Source organism: Chryseobacterium sp. KBW03, from assembly GCF_003852415.1.
Classification (GTDB): Bacteria; Bacteroidota; Bacteroidia; order Flavobacteriales; family Weeksellaceae; genus Chryseobacterium; species Chryseobacterium viscerum.
The window spans coordinates 56,264-73,385 of sequence record NZ_QAJO01000014.1; the positions used below are offsets into that span (position 1 = coordinate 56,264).

The following is a 17,122-nucleotide window of genomic DNA, read 5'->3' on the forward strand; positions in this document are numbered from 1 at the left end:
TTCGGGAGATTTTTTTATTATTTCTTCGTTTTAGAAACCTGTTCTATCAATGTATATTTGATGGAAGAAGCATCTGCCGGAGGATTATCGATTTTTTCTGTTTTTACTTTTAAAACATATTCGTAACCCGGCTCATACGTGAATCCTTCGATATTGCTGTAGAAATTAGTCCAGCTTTCAGAAGCATTTTCCTTTACCTGCATACATTTCATACGTCCTGCTCCTGCGGAACAATCTACTGTCTGTGGTCCTACAATAAGTGTTTTTTCGTTGGCTGCCATTGCTGCTTTTTTCGTTTTAGAAACCTGCTTTACCAAGGTGTATTTTATAGAAGATCCGTCAGCTGGAGGATTGGCAATTTTTTCTGTTTTTACTTTTAAAACATATTCATAACCCGGCTCATACGTAAATCCTTCAATATTGCTGTAAAAATTGGTCCAGTTTCCAGCAGCATTTTCCTTTACCTGCAGACATTTCATAGGAGCTACTCCTGTACAATTTGCTGTTTGTGGTCCTACGATGAACGTTTTTTCATCGCCAGCGGATGCACCGGCAGTTGTTGTACATTGCGTCATTGCAAATAATGCTAATGCGGGTGCTGCCCCTTTTAGAATTGTTGCTATACTTTTCATAAACTTGATTTTCCCCATACCTCGCAATTACTATGCCGAAATTGGCTTTCCTGAATTTGTAGTACTTCTGCTATTGCTTTTTATTTTTTTAATCATTTAATTTGAATTTATTAACACGCTAGCCAAAAAACAAATACTAAAATACATATGAATAATCAAATGCAAGTTGAAAATTACAGGATTCAAAAACCTGAAATGTGGGCAGGAAATATCGGAGATCAGGAAATAATAGACCTGATCAAAGAATCCGAGTTCGCCAAAAGACAAATTGATGAAGGCCGCGATTACTGCTACTTTTTAGATAAAAAATACTATACAAGCAATACGGAAAACAGTGAGTATGTCTGCATGGCATATACCCTGAATGAACCGGGGAATCTGGAGAGAGCTTCTGCTTCCGATGTGATTGTAGAAGAAAATGAAGTCTATCAGATTCATAGGATCAGTGTTTTGAGAGAGGGTGTACTGATCGACAAAATCCCGGATACAAATATTAAAGTTCTTGACAGCGAAAATCAGAGCAGCGGAGGGGTTCTGAGCAGTAATAAAAAGATCAATATTACCATTAAGGATCTCAGACTGTATGATGTATTGATTTTAGAAGATTCAAGGATTAAAGAATTTACGGATCGCGATTTTCTCAGAAAAGAATTCTCAAAATATGTATGGGTAAGTCCCGATAATTACTGGGCATATGGCAGTTTTAAGTTTACTTTTATCAATGACCGTGAGCAGAATATTGCATACAAAAAAACATTTTTCAGAGATGAGCAGGGCAATGTTCTGGAACCGGAAACTAATCTTTTGAAAAAAGGGGAGAGGTTTGTGATTGAAGAGCAGAATTATATCAATCCTGTAGATTCCGGACGTGAGATTTTCCCTTATATAGATTTTGCTACAGATAGCAACTGGAAAGATCTGTCTAATTATATTGTTCCTATTTATGACGAGATTTTTAATGCATCTTCTTTAAAGGATTTTGCTCCGAACCTGATTGAAAAATTAGATGCTATTGCTGATCAGGATGAGAAACTTCAGTTTGCAATAGAATATGTTCAGAATCATATTTATTATACCTTCAATGCTGATGAAATGAATGGGCATAAGCCGCAGGAACCTTCAGTAACCTATGAAAACAAGCAGGGAGATTGTAAAGCGAAATCAGTTTTGTTAAAAGTAATTCTTGATTATATAGGAGTAGAGGCGTCTGTAGTACTGGTGAATTTCAATACAGATTATTATATCAAATATTATCTGCCTTCTCTTTTAAACTTCAATCATGTTGTTGTAAAAGTAAATTACAAAGGACAGGAATATTTTATTGATGCAACGATTCGTGATGAATTCGGATTGATAGAAAACAGAGGGTTCATGTTTTTTATGCATTATCTTGAAGTGAAAAAAGATCAGGAGCTACAGGTGAGAAAACCTTATAAATTTCCCTACTTCTGTATTAATGAAAAAATAGATTTCAATGTACAGGGGACTGCAGGAAAATTTATGCTGTCAACTACTTATAAAGGAAACAGGGCCAATGCGATGAGAAGGTATTTTAAAAGTACCAATAAAAGAGAGATTATAGACAGCTGGAACAGCTTTCTTTTCTATGCACTTAATTATTCAAGTGACAGAAACGGAACAGATGTACGAAACGTATTCAAAGATGCAGCCATTGACGTGGTAAGGGATGACAAAAGGCTGAACGAGGTTAAGATTCAATATACCGCTATCGTTGATAACCCTTATTATGTAGACCCACAGAAAAACCGTTTCCTGATGTATTTTGACCGGAATGTAGTGAAGTCTAGTGCAAGGGATTTTATGCACGAAGATTTACCGTTCTGGCATAATTTCGACAGTGAGAGATATGAAATTAACCTGCATACGGATCAGAAAATTGATACAGAAGAAAAATATACTGTTCAGGAAAGTACTATTGCAAATCCGTATTTTGACTATAAAAGCCGTAAAAAGGTGAGCAGGAACGGAGCAAGCGTATCTATTGAACACCATCCTCTGATCAATACTGAAATTCCGAAAAGTGAGTTTGAGAAGTTCAGAACCGACCATCATACCGTTGCAGACAGTAATTTCGGACTGGGAATTGACATTATAGAACCCGGTTTGATGAATAGGCTTAAATTCAGTTTTAAGAAAAAATTTAAATAAAATTCAACTTAATGTTTAATGTTTAGTGATTCAGCGGGCGGCGAAGCCGCCCGCTGAAACTCTTTATTCTAATTATTATATTCGATTAATCCCCAAAAGACCCGAAATCATTTTCCCTCCTTTCATCAATGCACAGAAATTAACCAAAGAAAATAATAACGTATCATTTGCTGAAAATCTTAGATTTTCTTACACCTCAAAATATACTCAAAGGATGAAGTTCCTGCGCCTTTGCGTTTCCCAACACCCAATATTTTTTATATAAAAGACACAAGAAAAAAACTTTAAGGCTATTCCTGATTTTGAGGTTGATTATTGGATGTAAAGAATTTCTGTTTACCGATTAATAATTCGAAAAACAATCTGAAATCTGAAATTAAAGACCATAAAGGATATTTAAAAGTAGCCGGTTTGTTTCTTTCAATCACAGCATGACTGAACCAGGCAAAGCCGTAGCCTACAATCGGAATATACCATAGAAACCTTTCCTTTCCGGAGCTGATGACATACCATATAACGAAAAATACGAGAAAAGTTCCGATAAAATGGAATATACGGGTTCCTGTTTTACTGTGTTCTGTAAGATAAAACTGATAAAACTCTCTGTAGGTTTTGATTCTTTCAGCCATGGTAGTCTAGTTTATTGATTATATTGTAGTTAAAGCAATAATTCTGCCGGTTTTGTAATAAGAGATAAAAAAGAAAAAGGCAAAATAGCAAATCAGTCTCTCCATTGGGTTTGATCTTTTTGCCATTTTGCCTTTCGCAGTTGTGCTAATTATTCCTTAGCTATTCCTTAATTCTTTTCCAAGTTTACTGTTTTTGTACCCATAGCAGAAGTAAATGACCATACCAATGAGGAACCACATTCCGAACCAGAACCAGTTTTCATGGCTCATTCCGGTAAGAAGATACAGACATGAGCTTAATCCAACCAATGGAATTAATGATAAGTTCTTGATAAAAGCAACGACACATAAGACCAGGTTGATGATGATAAAGAAGAAAATAGAAGCCCTGAATTCTCCTTCTTTAGGATCTGACCAGTTCATCAGATTGTCAAAAAATTCTGGCTGCCATTTATAAAATGCAAGTAGTCCACCAATGAAAACAATAGGGAAAATGATTTTACCGTTCACATAAGGAAGGTGAAATCTGCCCTTTATTTTTTCTTTAGCAGGAAGAAGAAGTACCCCTGCACATACCAATACGAATGCGAAAATAGTTCCGATACTCGTAAAATCAAGGATAAATGTTTTATCGGTAAATAAGATCGGGATTCCTACTACAATTCCTGTAACAACAGTTGCATACGACGGTGTTTTATATTTAGGGTGTACCTTTTGAAATCTTGCAGGCATCAATCCGTCACGGCTCATTGCGTACCAGATTCTAGGCTGTCCCATCTGGAAAACCAATAATACGGTAGTAATAGCAACAATGGCAACGAAGGAAACTACAAGCTCCATCCAGGCTACATTAGCATTTGTTTTCTCAAATATGAATGAAAGCGGATCTCCTACACCATCAAATTTCTTATAATCTACCATTCCCGTTAATACAAGCGTCAATGCAATGTAAATCACAGTACACAGTACAAGAGAGATAATCATTCCCTTTGGAAGGGTTTTCTGCGGATCTTTGGTCTCTTCAGAAAGTACACTTAAGGCATCAAATCCGATATAAGCGAAGAACACTCCGGATACTGCGCTCATTACTCCGGCAAAGCCATTTGGCATGAAGGAAGGCGTTCCGGTTGTAGGGCTTACTGGTGTCCAGTTTTCAGTGTTGACATAAGCACAACCTACAAGAATTACCAGTATGATCACCGCCAGCTTTAAAATAACCAGAGAGTTATTGAAGTTTTTACTTTCTTTTACTCCTACATAACAAAGCCATGTAATCAAACCGTTGATAACCAATGCCGGAACGTCTACGATAAATTTCAGACTTCCGATCAATGGAGCGGTATTCCATGCACTTAATAATTCTTTATTTTCTGAGCCATATTGAAAAGCTTTTCTAGCTTCCGTATAGCTGCAGGTCAGGTAATCAGGAATATGCATTCCGATACGTCCCAGGAAACTGGTGAAATAATCTGACCAGGAAAAGGCTACATAAATATTTCCGAAAGAATATTCCATAATCAGGGCCCAGCCGATTATCCAGGCGATCAGCTCTCCAAAACTGGCATAAGCATAGGTATAGGCAGAACCTGCGGTTGGAATTCTGCTGGCAAATTCAGCATAGCATAAAGCTGTAAATCCACAGGCAAAACCACAAATCAAATATAGAAGGATAACACCCGGGCCACCTCTGAAAACGGCTTCTCCCAAACTGCTGAAACTCCCAGCTCCAATAATAGCCGCAATACCAAAAAATACGATGTCCCATACGCCCAAGACTCTTAAAAGTCCCGTTGAAGTATCTGTATCTGAATAGATTTTTCTTCTAAAAAGTTGACTCATTCAATAACTATATTTGATTTGAAAAAAAGCAAATGTAATGATTTTTTATTTTGATGTTAACAGTCGTTAAGAACATTTAGTTAAAAATGCTTAAACAAAGGTCTTTAGTCATTATAAACAGGGATTTCTACATAGCTGTCATTGTACCATTTTATTTCCAGAGGTTCCCCGGAATCCTTTATGGTTTCATCACTTACATCTTTACCGGAACCATAATTGATCTGCCAGTTAGGACTTTTATTAACACCTACCAATAAGAGAAGCTTACTTCCTTTTTCTATCTTTTTACTCATGAAATAGGAATTATTGATGGGGATCTGCTCCATTTTATTAGGTTCAAGGAGCTGGCGTTTTTCATTATTCTTCGCATAGCTGGCTCTTACAATATGGGTAGATAATAAAAATGATTTCCCATCCGGCTGAATTTGGTACAGATAAGTATCCGTATCAAAATCTTTTTTGTTGATGGAAATATTAAAGATTCCGGACAGATTTCCACTGATGATCATATCTTTATCAAGAGCTTCACTTTCAAAAGCAACAGAATTGGTCGTTTTTATACTGTCTTTTTTGCTGACTTTGTAGTACGTGTCTTTCTGGTCTCTGTTTTTAAAATCAACAATTTGAGTTGTGAAGCTTTTAGTCTCAGGTTTATTAAACACTGATGATGTATTTTTTTTGTCCTGAAGGTAGAACTTCACGGAAGAAGTATGCATTTTGTCAAGATTGGAAACATGCTTCCAGGTATTGGTATTCATCACCTGAAAATTGATTTTGTCTTTTAAAATTTCCGGTTTTTTACCTCCTTTAAGAATATAATCAAACCATGAAAAAGCAAGATCATCGATACTTATTCTGGCTGCCGGATCAATAGTATTGCCATTCACATAAGTAAATCCGAAACTTTGTGCCCCTCCATGATTGTAAGGACCTATGACCAGATAATGATTTGCATTTTTGTTGTATTGGTGATGTTGCTTAAAATAATACAGTGCACCAATCTGATCATCATCATAATATCCTGTCGTGGTCAGGATCGGAATATTGATTTTGGAAAAATCCTCTTTGTAAGGAACCATTTTCTGCCAGTACTGATCATATCCCGGATGATCCAGCCATCGTTGGAATATTTTGCTGGGTTTTCCGCTTATCGTATCTAAAGATCTAAATGCTTTCCCGCTTTTGTACCATTTTGTATAAATAGAATCCCATTTTACAGCATTGGCGAAATCAGCTTCATCCGTAAATTTATTATTGGTCACATATTGTATCCACTGCAGCATATAGCTCATGAAGATATTATTCTGAGCAGGATAATCAATTCCGATTCCTACTGCAACCTGCGGCACGATAGTTTTTAATGCCGGATGCAGTTTTTTTACTGCCGCCCACTGGCTGAAACCCAGATAACTTCCGCCGATCATTCCCACCTTTCCGTCACACCATGGCTGTTTGCTTACCCAGTCTATCACCTCATAGATGTCTTCTGACTCATGCTCAAAAGGATTGTTCACATTATTACTGTTCCTTTTGCCGCGGGTATTCACAATTGCTCCTACATAATTATAAATAGCAGCTCTTTTTCCAAAGAGTTCATCAAACGAACCTGCATAGATATTATTGGTAAGAATAACGGGAAGGGGGGAAGTATTTCCCTTTTTTCTAACAATGGTAATCGTTAAGGTATTTCCGTTTTTTATCTTAAGATCTTTGGTTTCAATGATGAATCTCTCTTTGTCTTTTGATTCCAGTAATTGTAAAACCTGAGGTTTGATGCTGGTATACGTCTTATAATTAATATAAGATTTGCATAATGCAAGGGCCGTTTTGTAATCAATACTGTCTTTGTCTTTTTGCTTATCCAGTACTTTTCTCAGCTGTTTTCTGAATTCTGCCACGTCCCCATCAAGAACAAGTTTAAGTCTGGGAGTCAGCTTTTCCGGAAGGCTTTCATACTTTTGAGTAAAGACTTTCTGAAGAGCATTGGAAAAGGAAATATTGTTTTCTTTTTGTGCTATTTTAGCCATACTGTACAATTCAAGTCCCACCAATCTGTAGCCAGCCATATTGTGATCGGCAAACAGATTTCGGTTTTCGGAAAGAGAGACAATTGATTTTTTATAATCTTGCGTGGCCATCTGCAAACGGAAAAGGTTGTCCGTAAGGTCAATATTATTTTCCGGTTTGTACTTTGCAGATTGAAGGAGCGGAATCACTTGCTGAGCGAGTCCCGGAATCTGTTTTTCCAATGTAACAGAGTCTGTTACAGCGGTCTTTGGAAAGTAAAACTTTTGTGCCTGTATCAGGTTTACAAAAATTAATGCTAAAAGTATCTTAAATTTCATGGAATGGTGTGTTTATGGTATGTTTTTAGCTGTTGTTGAGAAAGTATCAAATTTAAATATGTTTTTGATAACTATTTATTAAAATTGTTTACATTTTATCAGACGAAAGTAGTAAATTTTATCATTTAACAGTGAGAAAATTTTTCATTGTTGTAGAATCACTATTTATAACCATTAAGTTTGCTAAAACTTGCTTAAACAATAAGTTTTTAATATTTTCGTTAACTTATTTAGACTAATATTCTTATATCAAGAAGAATGAAATCAAAAAAAATACTCTTAGCGGCTGCAGTAATTTATTTCGGAATCTCCGATGCTCAACAGTCCCAATATTTTACCCAGAAAGAAAACTACAGGTTCAATCTAGCCGAAAATCTTTATCAGACCAAAATATACAATGCTTCTCAATACGAATATGCAAGACAATACTTCTACAATCAGAATTTGTCCCGTTCGAAAAAGGAAGCTGCGCAGTTTTTTGATAATGTGATTGGTGTGATTCTTCAGAAAAATCATGCTGAAGAAGGGTTAACAGCTTTCATGAAAGAATACCCGAATTCTGCTTATTTTGCACAGGCTAATCTTCCTTTGGCAGATTACTACTTAGCGAAAAAAGATTTTGAAAAAGCGCTGGAGACTTTGAAAAAAGTAAACCAGTACCAACTTTCGAAAGAGGAAAATACACAGTATATTCTGAAGCTTGGATATGCAAAATTCATGATGGGTGACTCTAAAGGAGCAACAGATGCACTGGAAGAAGCCTATAAAACAGCAGATCAGTCCCAAAAGGGAGATATCGCTTATATGCTGGGGCATTTATATTACAGTAACAGACAAAATGATAAAGCTTTCCAGTATTTTGATTCTATAAAGGATCAGGATAAGTTCTCTAAGCTTGTACGTCCTTATTATGTACAGATGTACTATAATGATAAGAACTACGATCAGGCGATTACGGAAGGAACAGCTTTATTGAAAGAAAATATTTCTGACTCTTATAAAGCGGAAGTTCACAAGATTATCGGAGAGAGTTATTTTATGAAAAATGACTATACTTCTGCTTATCCACATTTGAAAGATTATCTGAGCGTACAGCAAAATCCATCTGAAAACGATTTGTATGAGATGGGATTTGTGGCTGCCCAGTTAAAAAAATATGACGAAGCGGTTTCTTATTACAACCAGCTTCTTAACAGTAGTTCAGCTTTGGCACAGAACGCTTATTATCAGTTAGGAAATGCATACCTGGCAGTAGATAAAAAGCAGGAGGCGCTTTCCGCATTCCGTTCCTCTTACCAGATGGATTATGATGCGAAAGTGAAAAAACTGGCTCATGAGCAGTATGCTAAGTTAAGTTACGATATCGGTAACCCGTTTGAAAGTCCTTCTGCGGTGATCCAAAGTTATATCAACGATAACCAGAACGGAGCCAATGCTTCAGAAATGAGATCGCTACTGGTGAAATCATATCTGTACTCCGGAAATTATAAAGAAACTCTGAACGCAATTGATAAATTGCAGAGTTCTACTCCTGACATCAATAAGGTGGACCAGGAGGTTTCTTATTTATTAGGGACTGAAGAATTCAACAAAGGAAATTATGATGAGGCTGAGAAATATTTCTTAAGAAGCCTTGGTTTCAATATCAATAAAGAATTCAACAGCAGGGCTTTATATTGGCTGGCTCAGGTATATTACCAGAAAGGAAATTATCCGTCTGCCATTGTTCGATATGAAAAACTTCTTACTGAAAGCTTCCCTGAAAAACAACAGCTGCCTTATGATTTAGGGTATGCTTACTTTAAATCTAAGAAATTTGATCAGGCAGCCACCTACTTCAAACAGTATCTTACCAATCCGAAACCTGAATTTAAAAATGATGCAGAGCTTCGTTTGGCAGATATCCATTATGCAAATAATGACCTGAATGAAGCTATTGCTATCTATGATAAAAATGAAGATGCAACGGATTATACTGTCTATCAAAAAGCAATGGCTTTAGGATTTAAAGGAGATACACAGGCGAAGATCACTAACCTTAAAAACCTTTTATCGAAATATCCGGATTCCGAATATTACGATGATGCTCAATATGAAATAGGAACAGCGTATGCTGCTCAGGATGATTTTGCCAATTCGAATGATTATTTCGGAAAAGTGATTAAATCATCATCAGACAAAGATCTGATCGCTAATGCTTCTATTTACAGAGCACAAAACTATATCGATCAGAACCAGAATGACAAAGCGCTTTCTGAACTGAAATCTCTGGGTGAGCAGTATAAAAATACAGCGTATGCTCAGAAGATCGTTCAGGCAGCAAAACCTATCTTCACGAAAAACGGAGATGTTTCCGGATATGAAGCTTTTGCTAGAAATATCGGTGTGAATGTGGATGCTGCTGAAATTGATGAGATCAACTTATCTACCGGAAAACAATACTTCTCGAAGAAAGATTATAAGAACGCTATTTCTTACTACGAAAAGTACCTGACCCAAAACCCAACAGGGGAAGGATTGTACCAGGCGAAGTATGAATTGGGAGAAAGTTATTATCAGACTAATAATTCAACTAAAGCTTTACTTGTGCTTCAGGAAGTGGCTGGAATTCAGAATGATTACCAGGATGATGCACAAACTCGTTTAGCTCAAATATTTATTGCACAAGGGAATACTGCGGAAGCGAAAAAGTATCTTGAAGGTATTAAAAACTCTTCCGATATCAGCATTAAAAACTATGCGAATGTGGAGCTGATGAAACTGTATGCTGAAGAAAAGAACTTCTCTGAAGCTGAAAAACTAGCCAATGCAGTGATCGCTAATTCTAAAAATTCAGCAGCAGTAATTGAAACGGCGAAAGTCATCAAAGCAAGAAGTTTGATGAACTCTGGAAAAGATAAAGACGCACAGTCTGCTTATGTTTCTCTTGAAAAATCGTCCAACACTTCAGTAGCTGCAGAAGCTTTGTATGCGAAAGCATATTATCAGAATAAAGGAAAAGCGTTCAAATCTTCTAATGAGACGATCTTTAAGCTTGCCAATAACTATGCTTCGGAAGAATTCTGGGGAGCAAAAGCCTTGGTATTGATGGCGAAAAACTATATTGGCCTGAAGGATAACTACCAGGCAAGTTATACATGCGACCAGATCATTGCCAACTATAAGGATTTCCCTGAAATCGTTGCAGAAGCAAAAGAAGTTAAAAAACAAATTAAGAAATAATACATGAAGGTTTTTAAAATTGCTATCTATTCTTTTTTAATTTCTGCTTCTCTTTGGAGCTGCATTCCTTCGTACAGTGCATATCCTAAAGAGTATAATCATGTGAAAGCTGAGTTTCCAAAACAAAAGGCTTTTGTAGTGAATAAAGAGCTTAAGAAAGAATTTGAGATTTTAAAACATTCTGATATTTATGAAATCGTAGATGACAGTACCCATGCAGCTAAAATAACCCTGCATCCGATGTTGACGCGTACTCCTCCATGCGGAAATCCTATGATTGGAAGTATGCTTACAGTCGGATTACTGCCTTCGGGATTTCCGTACGACATTGCTTACAGTTATGATGTAGCTGAGAACAGTACAACGAAAAATTATCAATACAAATTACAAGTTTATCAAAGCCTTTGGCTGTTTAATATATTCAGACTAGGGAGAACTTTTTCAAAACAGTCAGGGAAAGCTTTATTAGGCAGTTATATTGCTTCCAATAAATAAAAACCCGGTATATATTTTTTTCAAATAAAGAAAATATGAACAAGAAAATTCAAATATTATCCATATTATTTTTAGGGGTTTCGTCGGTGGCGTTTTCCCAGATCAAGGAGGAAAAACTGGTTCTTAACAAAAAAAGAGAGCCGGAAGTGAAGAAGATCGAGAAGAAGAAGACTTCTGTGGAAACCATTAAAAATTATCCACCGGAAGAGAAATCGCAGACTCCCGTGAAATATACGATCACGGATGTGCCTGCCGTTTCTGACTTCAAAACTTCAACGATTCAGGGAGAGGATGTTGCTCCGAAATTTGACGGAACCGCTCAAAACAATTACTTCCAGATTGGAATGGGTAATTATGGGAAAGTCTTAGTAGATGGAAACATATCCAAGACCCTTGAAAATAAATTTGAAGTAGGAGCGGATGTTCATGTACTTTCTACGAATGGTCTTAAAAAAGAGTATGACTGGAAATCCGGGCAGACTTCGGCGACTATCGGAGCTTTCTTAAACTCTTACGGAGAAAAAGGAAAATTCAATATCAATACTGAATATGGTTTAGACAACTATAATTATTATGGGATTTATGCCATGCAGCCTACCGGTGAACTTGATCTTAAGCAAAAGGTGAATCAGTTTAAAGTAAATGGGTACTATGATTTTTATTCCAATGAAATCTTAAATGATGTAAGGGTAAAATCATCATTCCTGAAAGATCATTTTGATGCTTCGGAAAATCAGGTTTCCATTTTGGCTAACTTCTCCAAACATGCTGTTGAATTAGGAAAATCAGGAATCAACCTGAATGCGGACCTTGGAGTAGGATTGGACGCTGTGAAGACTGATTTTGCGATCAGAGATAAAAACTCTTCCAATTTCTTCAATACGAACCTGACTCCAAAAGTGACGTTCAGAAAAGGAGACTCTTATTTGATGTTAGGTTCTTCATTCTCTTTCCTGAATGCTAAAAATTCTAACGATCAGCTGGAACAGCAAAAAAATAATAAAGCGTATTGGTTTCCTCAGGCAGAATTCCAGTTTGCGGCTGCTAAAGAATTCAAATTCTATGGTGGGGTAGACGGAGGTCTGAAACTGAATACGTATGGAGATATGCTGCAGGCGAATCCATTCATCCTTTCTGACCAGTTTTTAAAGCCTACAGAGACGAAATATCATTTTTATGTAGGATTGAGAGGAGACATCGATGAAACGCTGAAATATGACTTCTCTGCAGGGTATGGAAAGATGAGAGATATTATGTTCTTTAAGGCTAACGGTCTTTTCGATAATAATTCTGTTAGCCGTTCTGCATACAACTTTGCCAATACATTCTCTGCTGTATATGATGACGGAAATGTAAGCGATATCAAAGGAAGTGTACAGTATTTCCCATTAGAAAACCTGATTTTAGACGGAGAATTAAGATTTACAAAATACGATCTTAAGAATTACGACAATATTTATAACGTTCCGTTGTTCAATGCAAGCATCGGGGCAAAATATACAATGCTTGACAAGAAGCTATTGTTAGGGTTCAAAGGAATCTTTGCAAGTGACAGAACGACAAACTCTTATGCAATCGAAGGAATGGGAGCTCCGAATGTGATCTTCCAGTCTACGGAGAATACAAACGATAAAGTTGGTGGTTACGCTGATTTAAATCTTTCCGCAGAGTATAAAATTCACAAAAATTTCAGTATTTTCGCACTCGGAAATAATCTTCTGAGCTCAAAATACCAGACGTACAAAGGATATAAAGTCCTGGGTGCACAGATTCTGGGAGGTGTGAAAATTACTTTCTAAAGGTAGAAATAGGATAGAAGTAAAAAGGCTCAGCGCCCTGCTACCTAAGCCCTATGATCTGCTACCTGGAATAGGCTGCATAGTTTAATGGATAGAACTTTGGATTTCGGCTCCAACAGTGAGGGTTCGAATCCTTCTGCGGTCACAAATTGCCCCTTTTTAGGGGCTTTTTTTATGGATTATCATAAACAACGATGGTGCATTCTATCGTGTTTTTACAGAAATAGGTGGAAATCAGCCGTTATTCAGCCAGAAAGCAACTATGGAGAAAGCAGAATAAAGGACGTGAATAAGATGCAAGCAGAAATTAAAAAAGAAATGCCGGTTCCAGCAAACCTGCACTTCCCCAATAATACACAAGCCTTCTTTTTAAGAGGGCTTTTTGTTATATTTGTGGAAAACTAAAACATGGAATCCATTATAAACTTTGATACAATATTATTAGCGAGAAAGCATTTTATAAAAGAAGCGGCTGAACATTATAAAAGAGTACTTGAAAGCAAAAATATTGATACTGAAACATTATCCAAATTATCTATTGGAGAATTAAGAATAAAAATAGATGAAATAAATAGTCTTATTAATGATGAACAATTTAATGCAAAGGAAACGTTAAATTATAACAATAAGGTTCATTTCACAGTTACTGAATTTCCTGATAGTTTTTCCGGATTTAGATTTTATATTAGACAGCACCTTTATTCATTATTAGAATATGCTAAAAACCGATTAAATCAACTAGAAGAAATTGAAAAAGTAGAATCGGTAAAAAATACAGCACTTACTCTTCCAGAGAATGAGAATAGAGAAAAATTATTAGGACAGCTTGAAGAATTAAGGGAGAAATTACAAGTAAATATTAATGAAAAAGAAGGTAATCCCCCAAATTTGTTAGACGAAATCATAATCAAGGAACGTAATTTGAAGCTTCTAGAAATGAAATCAGAAATCATTCTAAAGTTTATCAAAAGAGAATCAATTGCATCAATATTTGGAGCTTTCTTATTATTGATAATAGGTATTTGCTTGTTAGGTATGATGTTTATTGGACGTGAACCGTTAAAAATTGTTGAGAGTGCATTTCTTCTAATTCTAGGATACTTCTTTGGTCATAGTAAAAGCGAATAATAAAAATAGCCCTTTAATTGGGGCTTTATTTATGTCTTTATTTCAAAGTTAACTCTTTTCCTTTAAGTGCGAAGAAAAGGTTTTGGAATTCGTGAACGTATCTTATTTTTAGTTCGTCATCATAATCTCCCAGCTTTATGATCCAGCCATTGGATGGTCGGCAAGTAAAATCCCGGTGAGAAATTCCAATGTCTAAAATGTATACAAATTGGTTCGCAAATTCATCATTTGGATCATATGTTTGACCTTCAAAGCCAATGCTAGACTCAAAGCCAAACTCAAGCAACCATTTCTCAGTTAAAGGAATAGGTATACAAGCATCTGGACGAAGGTCATTAATGAGTACTATGTCCCCGCGCTACGCAAAGTCTCCAGATTTTGAGTTTATAGAAACTCTCCTGTTGTAAGAACAAAGATTTTATCTCAAGAGTGTTAAAGTGTTTCGTAAAAAAGTTTTTGCTACATTTGGCATATCGGCTTTGTAAAGAAATTTTGTGGTAAGAATCTAACCATATCATGAAGCCCGAAACGATAACAGCTAATAACTCCAAAATGAAACAGATTTTAAAATAATGGAAATCGACAATCAAGTATTATTTTTTTTAAGTGCTATAGGCGTCTTTAATAGTATTGTTTTGGGGTTTTATTTCTTATTATTCAAGAAAAACAAAGCAATATCCGATGTATTTTTAGGGCTTTTATTATTATCTTTAAGTACAAGAATCGGAAAATCTGTATTTTATAATTTTAATCCGCAGTTGTCTAAAACGTATTTGCAAATAGGTTTGTCGGCTTGTTTTTTTATTGGTCCTCTATTGTATTTTTTCGTTAAATCAATACTTCAAAATCTTAATGATTCTTTTGCAAAATATAGTCTCATTTTTATAATGATTGCTATAAGTATTTTGGGTTTTCTTTTTCCATACAAGGAAAATCCTGAGATTTGGAGGGGAATCATTTATTATTCTATAAATATTCAATGGTTTGTTTTTATAGTATTATCCATTTATGAGGCAAGACCTATTTTTAGGAAGTTGGTCAAGAATCGCAAGCAGATTAGCTATCAGGAAACCTGGATATTGTCAGTTATCTGTGGTGTTTTTGCCATCTGGCTTTCCTATTCTTTATCCAGATATACTTCATATATTTCCGGGGCTTTGACTTTTTCTTTCAGCTTTTACATTTCTTTCCTTCTGATTTATTATGCAAAAAACAAAACGTTAATTTCTGTTTCTAATAAAGAAAAATACATCAACAAAATAGATGAAAAGCTCGTAAAAGAAATTCAGGAAAAAATTAATATACTTTTTGAAACAAAGAAAATCTATACTAATCCTGATCTCACTTTATCTATTTTAGCAAAGGAATTAAATGTTCGCCCTCAATTACTATCCCAATTTATTAATGATAATTTGAATAAAAGCTTTACACAATTCATCAATGAATATAGAATAGATGAAGCAAAGCGACTGTTAAAAGAAAGTACTCAGTTGAAAATAGATGCGGTGGGTTTTGAATCTGGGTTTAATTCGAGCAGTACATTTTATAGTTCATTTAAAAAAATAACAGGAACTACGCCTTCAAATTACCAAAAAACATGATTTTTCACTCCTAAAATATACATTCGGACTTCGTTATGATAAACTTGGAATGATTTAAAAACTAAGCAATATACTTTTGCGGAACATTTTTAAATCATTAAAATCCAACGTTTATGAGAGAAATCTTTTTCGCAATTTTATTTGTACTCCTGTCAAATAATTGTTTTGCACAATCTGAACAGTCTCACATTGAGAATTGTATTCAAAACTATATCAACGGGACATCTTATAATAAGCCCGACAGTATTAGCGAGGCTTTTTATGCTGAAGCCAATCTTTTTCTAAGCCACAAAGAAAAACCTTTATGGATTGTTCCGGTTTCTGAATATGTCAGCTGGTTTCAAAAAGGAAATAGAGGAGAATTTAACGGTCGTATAGGGAGAATCATCTCTATAGAATATTTTAATGATATTGCTATTGCAAAAGCCGAAATTCTTATTCCAGAAAGAAAACAAGAATTTATGGATATGTTTTTGTTGAAAAAAATTCAGGGTCAATGGAAAATAATCAGCAAATCGGCAAGTAGCAAATCCAGCAATAAAACTGGGAAAAAAGTATTATTCATTGTTTCCAATGCTCATTATTACGGAAAATCAACTATTTCAACGGGAAATAGCTTTGCCGAAATCGTAAACGCTTATGATACTTTTGTCAATTCCGGGTATACGGTTGATTTTGTGAGTCCGAAAGGCGGTGATATTCCTTTAGCCTATATCAATACCTCTGACAGCCTGCAAAAGCAATATTTATATACTCCAGACTTTATGTATGCCATAGGACATACTTTGAACCCTAAACAAATTGATTATAAAAATTACAAAGCAGTTCATTATATTGGCGGTGGAAGTGCTATGTATGAGGTTCCTGAGAACTCAGACATTCAACGCATTGCGATGCAGGTATATGAAGATAACAACGGCATTATTTCTTCGGTGTGTCACGGAACAGCGGGTATTGTTAACTTAAGAACTAAAAATGGTAAATTCCTAGTTCAGGGAAAGACGATAAGTGGATATCCCGACTCTTTTGAAAAACAGGACGGTGAATATTTTAAACACTTTCCATTCTTAATCCAGAAGACCATTGAAGAAAGAGGAGGAACTTTTAAATTTTCAAAGGGAAATGTATCTCACGTTGAACAAGACGGCCGAATTATTACAGGACAAAATTTTCAATCGTCCAATGGTGTTGCTCTGAAAATTATTGAATTGATTGAGAAAAATAATTAGGATAAAGTTCGCATTTTAAAATTGTTATACTCTA

Annotated in this window: 11 protein-coding genes and 1 tRNA gene; 8 read left to right on the forward strand and 4 right to left on the reverse strand. The window is 35.5% G+C overall.

The window, feature by feature from the left end:
* Positions 1–17: 17 nt before the first annotated feature.
* Positions 18–632 carry a DUF4377 domain-containing protein gene (locus tag DBR39_RS24500; RefSeq protein WP_228447898.1) on the reverse strand — a complete coding sequence of 205 codons (615 nt, stop codon included), beginning with the start codon at positions 630–632 and terminating at the stop codon, positions 18–20.
* A 147-nt stretch (positions 633–779) separates the two neighbouring features.
* On the opposite strand from DBR39_RS24500, the gene DBR39_RS22240 reads away from it, so the two are divergent.
* Positions 780–2,801, forward strand: a complete 2,022-nt coding sequence (locus tag DBR39_RS22240) for a hypothetical protein (protein ID WP_124536793.1) — start codon at positions 780–782, stop codon at positions 2,799–2,801.
* A gap of 290 nt (positions 2,802–3,091) precedes the next feature.
* On the opposite strand, the gene DBR39_RS22245 is transcribed toward DBR39_RS22240, so the two are convergent.
* From DBR39_RS22245 to DBR39_RS22255, 3 genes are all read right to left on the reverse strand, one after another.
* Positions 3,092–3,430, reverse strand: a complete 339-nt coding sequence (locus DBR39_RS22245; RefSeq protein WP_124536795.1) for a DUF962 domain-containing protein — start codon at positions 3,428–3,430, stop codon at positions 3,092–3,094.
* 156 nt (positions 3,431–3,586) lie between these two features.
* On the reverse strand, positions 3,587–5,269 hold the full coding sequence (locus tag DBR39_RS22250; RefSeq protein WP_124536797.1) for an APC family permease: 1,683 nt from the start codon (positions 5,267–5,269) through the stop codon (positions 3,587–3,589).
* A gap of 104 nt (positions 5,270–5,373) precedes the next feature.
* On the reverse strand, positions 5,374–7,614 hold the full coding sequence (locus tag DBR39_RS22255; protein WP_124536799.1) for a CocE/NonD family hydrolase: 2,241 nt from the start codon (positions 7,612–7,614) through the stop codon (positions 5,374–5,376).
* Between the two features lie 258 nt (positions 7,615–7,872).
* Here DBR39_RS22255 and DBR39_RS22260 point away from each other — a divergent pair, with 258 nt between their 5' ends.
* The 7 genes from DBR39_RS22260 (at position 7,873) to DBR39_RS22290 (ending at position 17,088) form a co-directional block, all read left to right on the forward strand.
* Entirely contained in the window at positions 7,873–10,836 is a 2,964-nt protein-coding gene (locus DBR39_RS22260) for a tetratricopeptide repeat protein (protein WP_124536801.1), read from the forward strand.
* Between the two features lie 3 nt (positions 10,837–10,839).
* Positions 10,840–11,331, forward strand: a complete 492-nt coding sequence (locus tag DBR39_RS22265; protein WP_124536803.1) for a hypothetical protein — start codon at positions 10,840–10,842, stop codon at positions 11,329–11,331.
* A 35-nt stretch (positions 11,332–11,366) separates the two neighbouring features.
* Positions 11,367–13,130, forward strand: coding sequence for a TonB-dependent receptor (locus DBR39_RS22270; protein ID WP_124536805.1), 1,764 nt, complete (start codon positions 11,367–11,369; stop codon positions 13,128–13,130).
* 73 nt (positions 13,131–13,203) lie between these two features.
* Positions 13,204–13,275: transfer RNA gene (locus DBR39_RS22275), tRNA-Arg, on the forward strand.
* Between the two features lie 263 nt (positions 13,276–13,538).
* Positions 13,539–14,258 carry a hypothetical protein gene (locus DBR39_RS22280; protein ID WP_124536807.1) on the forward strand — a complete coding sequence of 240 codons (720 nt, stop codon included), beginning with the start codon at positions 13,539–13,541 and terminating at the stop codon, positions 14,256–14,258.
* A gap of 572 nt (positions 14,259–14,830) precedes the next feature.
* Positions 14,831–15,859 (forward strand): helix-turn-helix domain-containing protein, encoded by a 1,029-nt coding sequence (locus DBR39_RS22285; RefSeq protein WP_124536809.1) that lies wholly within the window; start codon positions 14,831–14,833, stop codon positions 15,857–15,859.
* Between the two features lie 113 nt (positions 15,860–15,972).
* Positions 15,973–17,088, forward strand: coding sequence for a nuclear transport factor 2 family protein (locus DBR39_RS22290; RefSeq protein ID WP_124536811.1), 1,116 nt, complete (start codon positions 15,973–15,975; stop codon positions 17,086–17,088).
* Positions 17,089–17,122 lie beyond the last annotated feature (34 nt).

Excerpts from the sequence above, each read along its gene's own strand:
- DBR39_RS24500 (WP_228447898.1), bottom strand. The coding sequence starts at position 632 with ATGAAAAGTATAGCAACAATTCTAAAAGGGGCAGCACCCGCATTAGCA.
- DBR39_RS22240 (WP_124536793.1), top strand. The coding sequence starts at position 780 with ATGAATAATCAAATGCAAGTTGAAAATTACAGGATTCAAAAACCTGAA.
- DBR39_RS22245 (WP_124536795.1), bottom strand. The coding sequence starts at position 3,430 with ATGGCTGAAAGAATCAAAACCTACAGAGAGTTTTATCAGTTTTATCTT.
- DBR39_RS22250 (WP_124536797.1), bottom strand. The coding sequence starts at position 5,269 with ATGAGTCAACTTTTTAGAAGAAAAATCTATTCAGATACAGATACTTCA.
- DBR39_RS22255 (WP_124536799.1), bottom strand. The coding sequence starts at position 7,614 with ATGAAATTTAAGATACTTTTAGCATTAATTTTTGTAAACCTGATACAG.
- DBR39_RS22260 (WP_124536801.1), top strand. The coding sequence starts at position 7,873 with ATGAAATCAAAAAAAATACTCTTAGCGGCTGCAGTAATTTATTTCGGA.
- DBR39_RS22265 (WP_124536803.1), top strand. The coding sequence starts at position 10,840 with ATGAAGGTTTTTAAAATTGCTATCTATTCTTTTTTAATTTCTGCTTCT.
- DBR39_RS22270 (WP_124536805.1), top strand. The coding sequence starts at position 11,367 with ATGAACAAGAAAATTCAAATATTATCCATATTATTTTTAGGGGTTTCG.
- DBR39_RS22280 (WP_124536807.1), top strand. The coding sequence starts at position 13,539 with ATGGAATCCATTATAAACTTTGATACAATATTATTAGCGAGAAAGCAT.
- DBR39_RS22285 (WP_124536809.1), top strand. The coding sequence starts at position 14,831 with ATGGAAATCGACAATCAAGTATTATTTTTTTTAAGTGCTATAGGCGTC.
- DBR39_RS22290 (WP_124536811.1), top strand. The coding sequence starts at position 15,973 with ATGAGAGAAATCTTTTTCGCAATTTTATTTGTACTCCTGTCAAATAAT.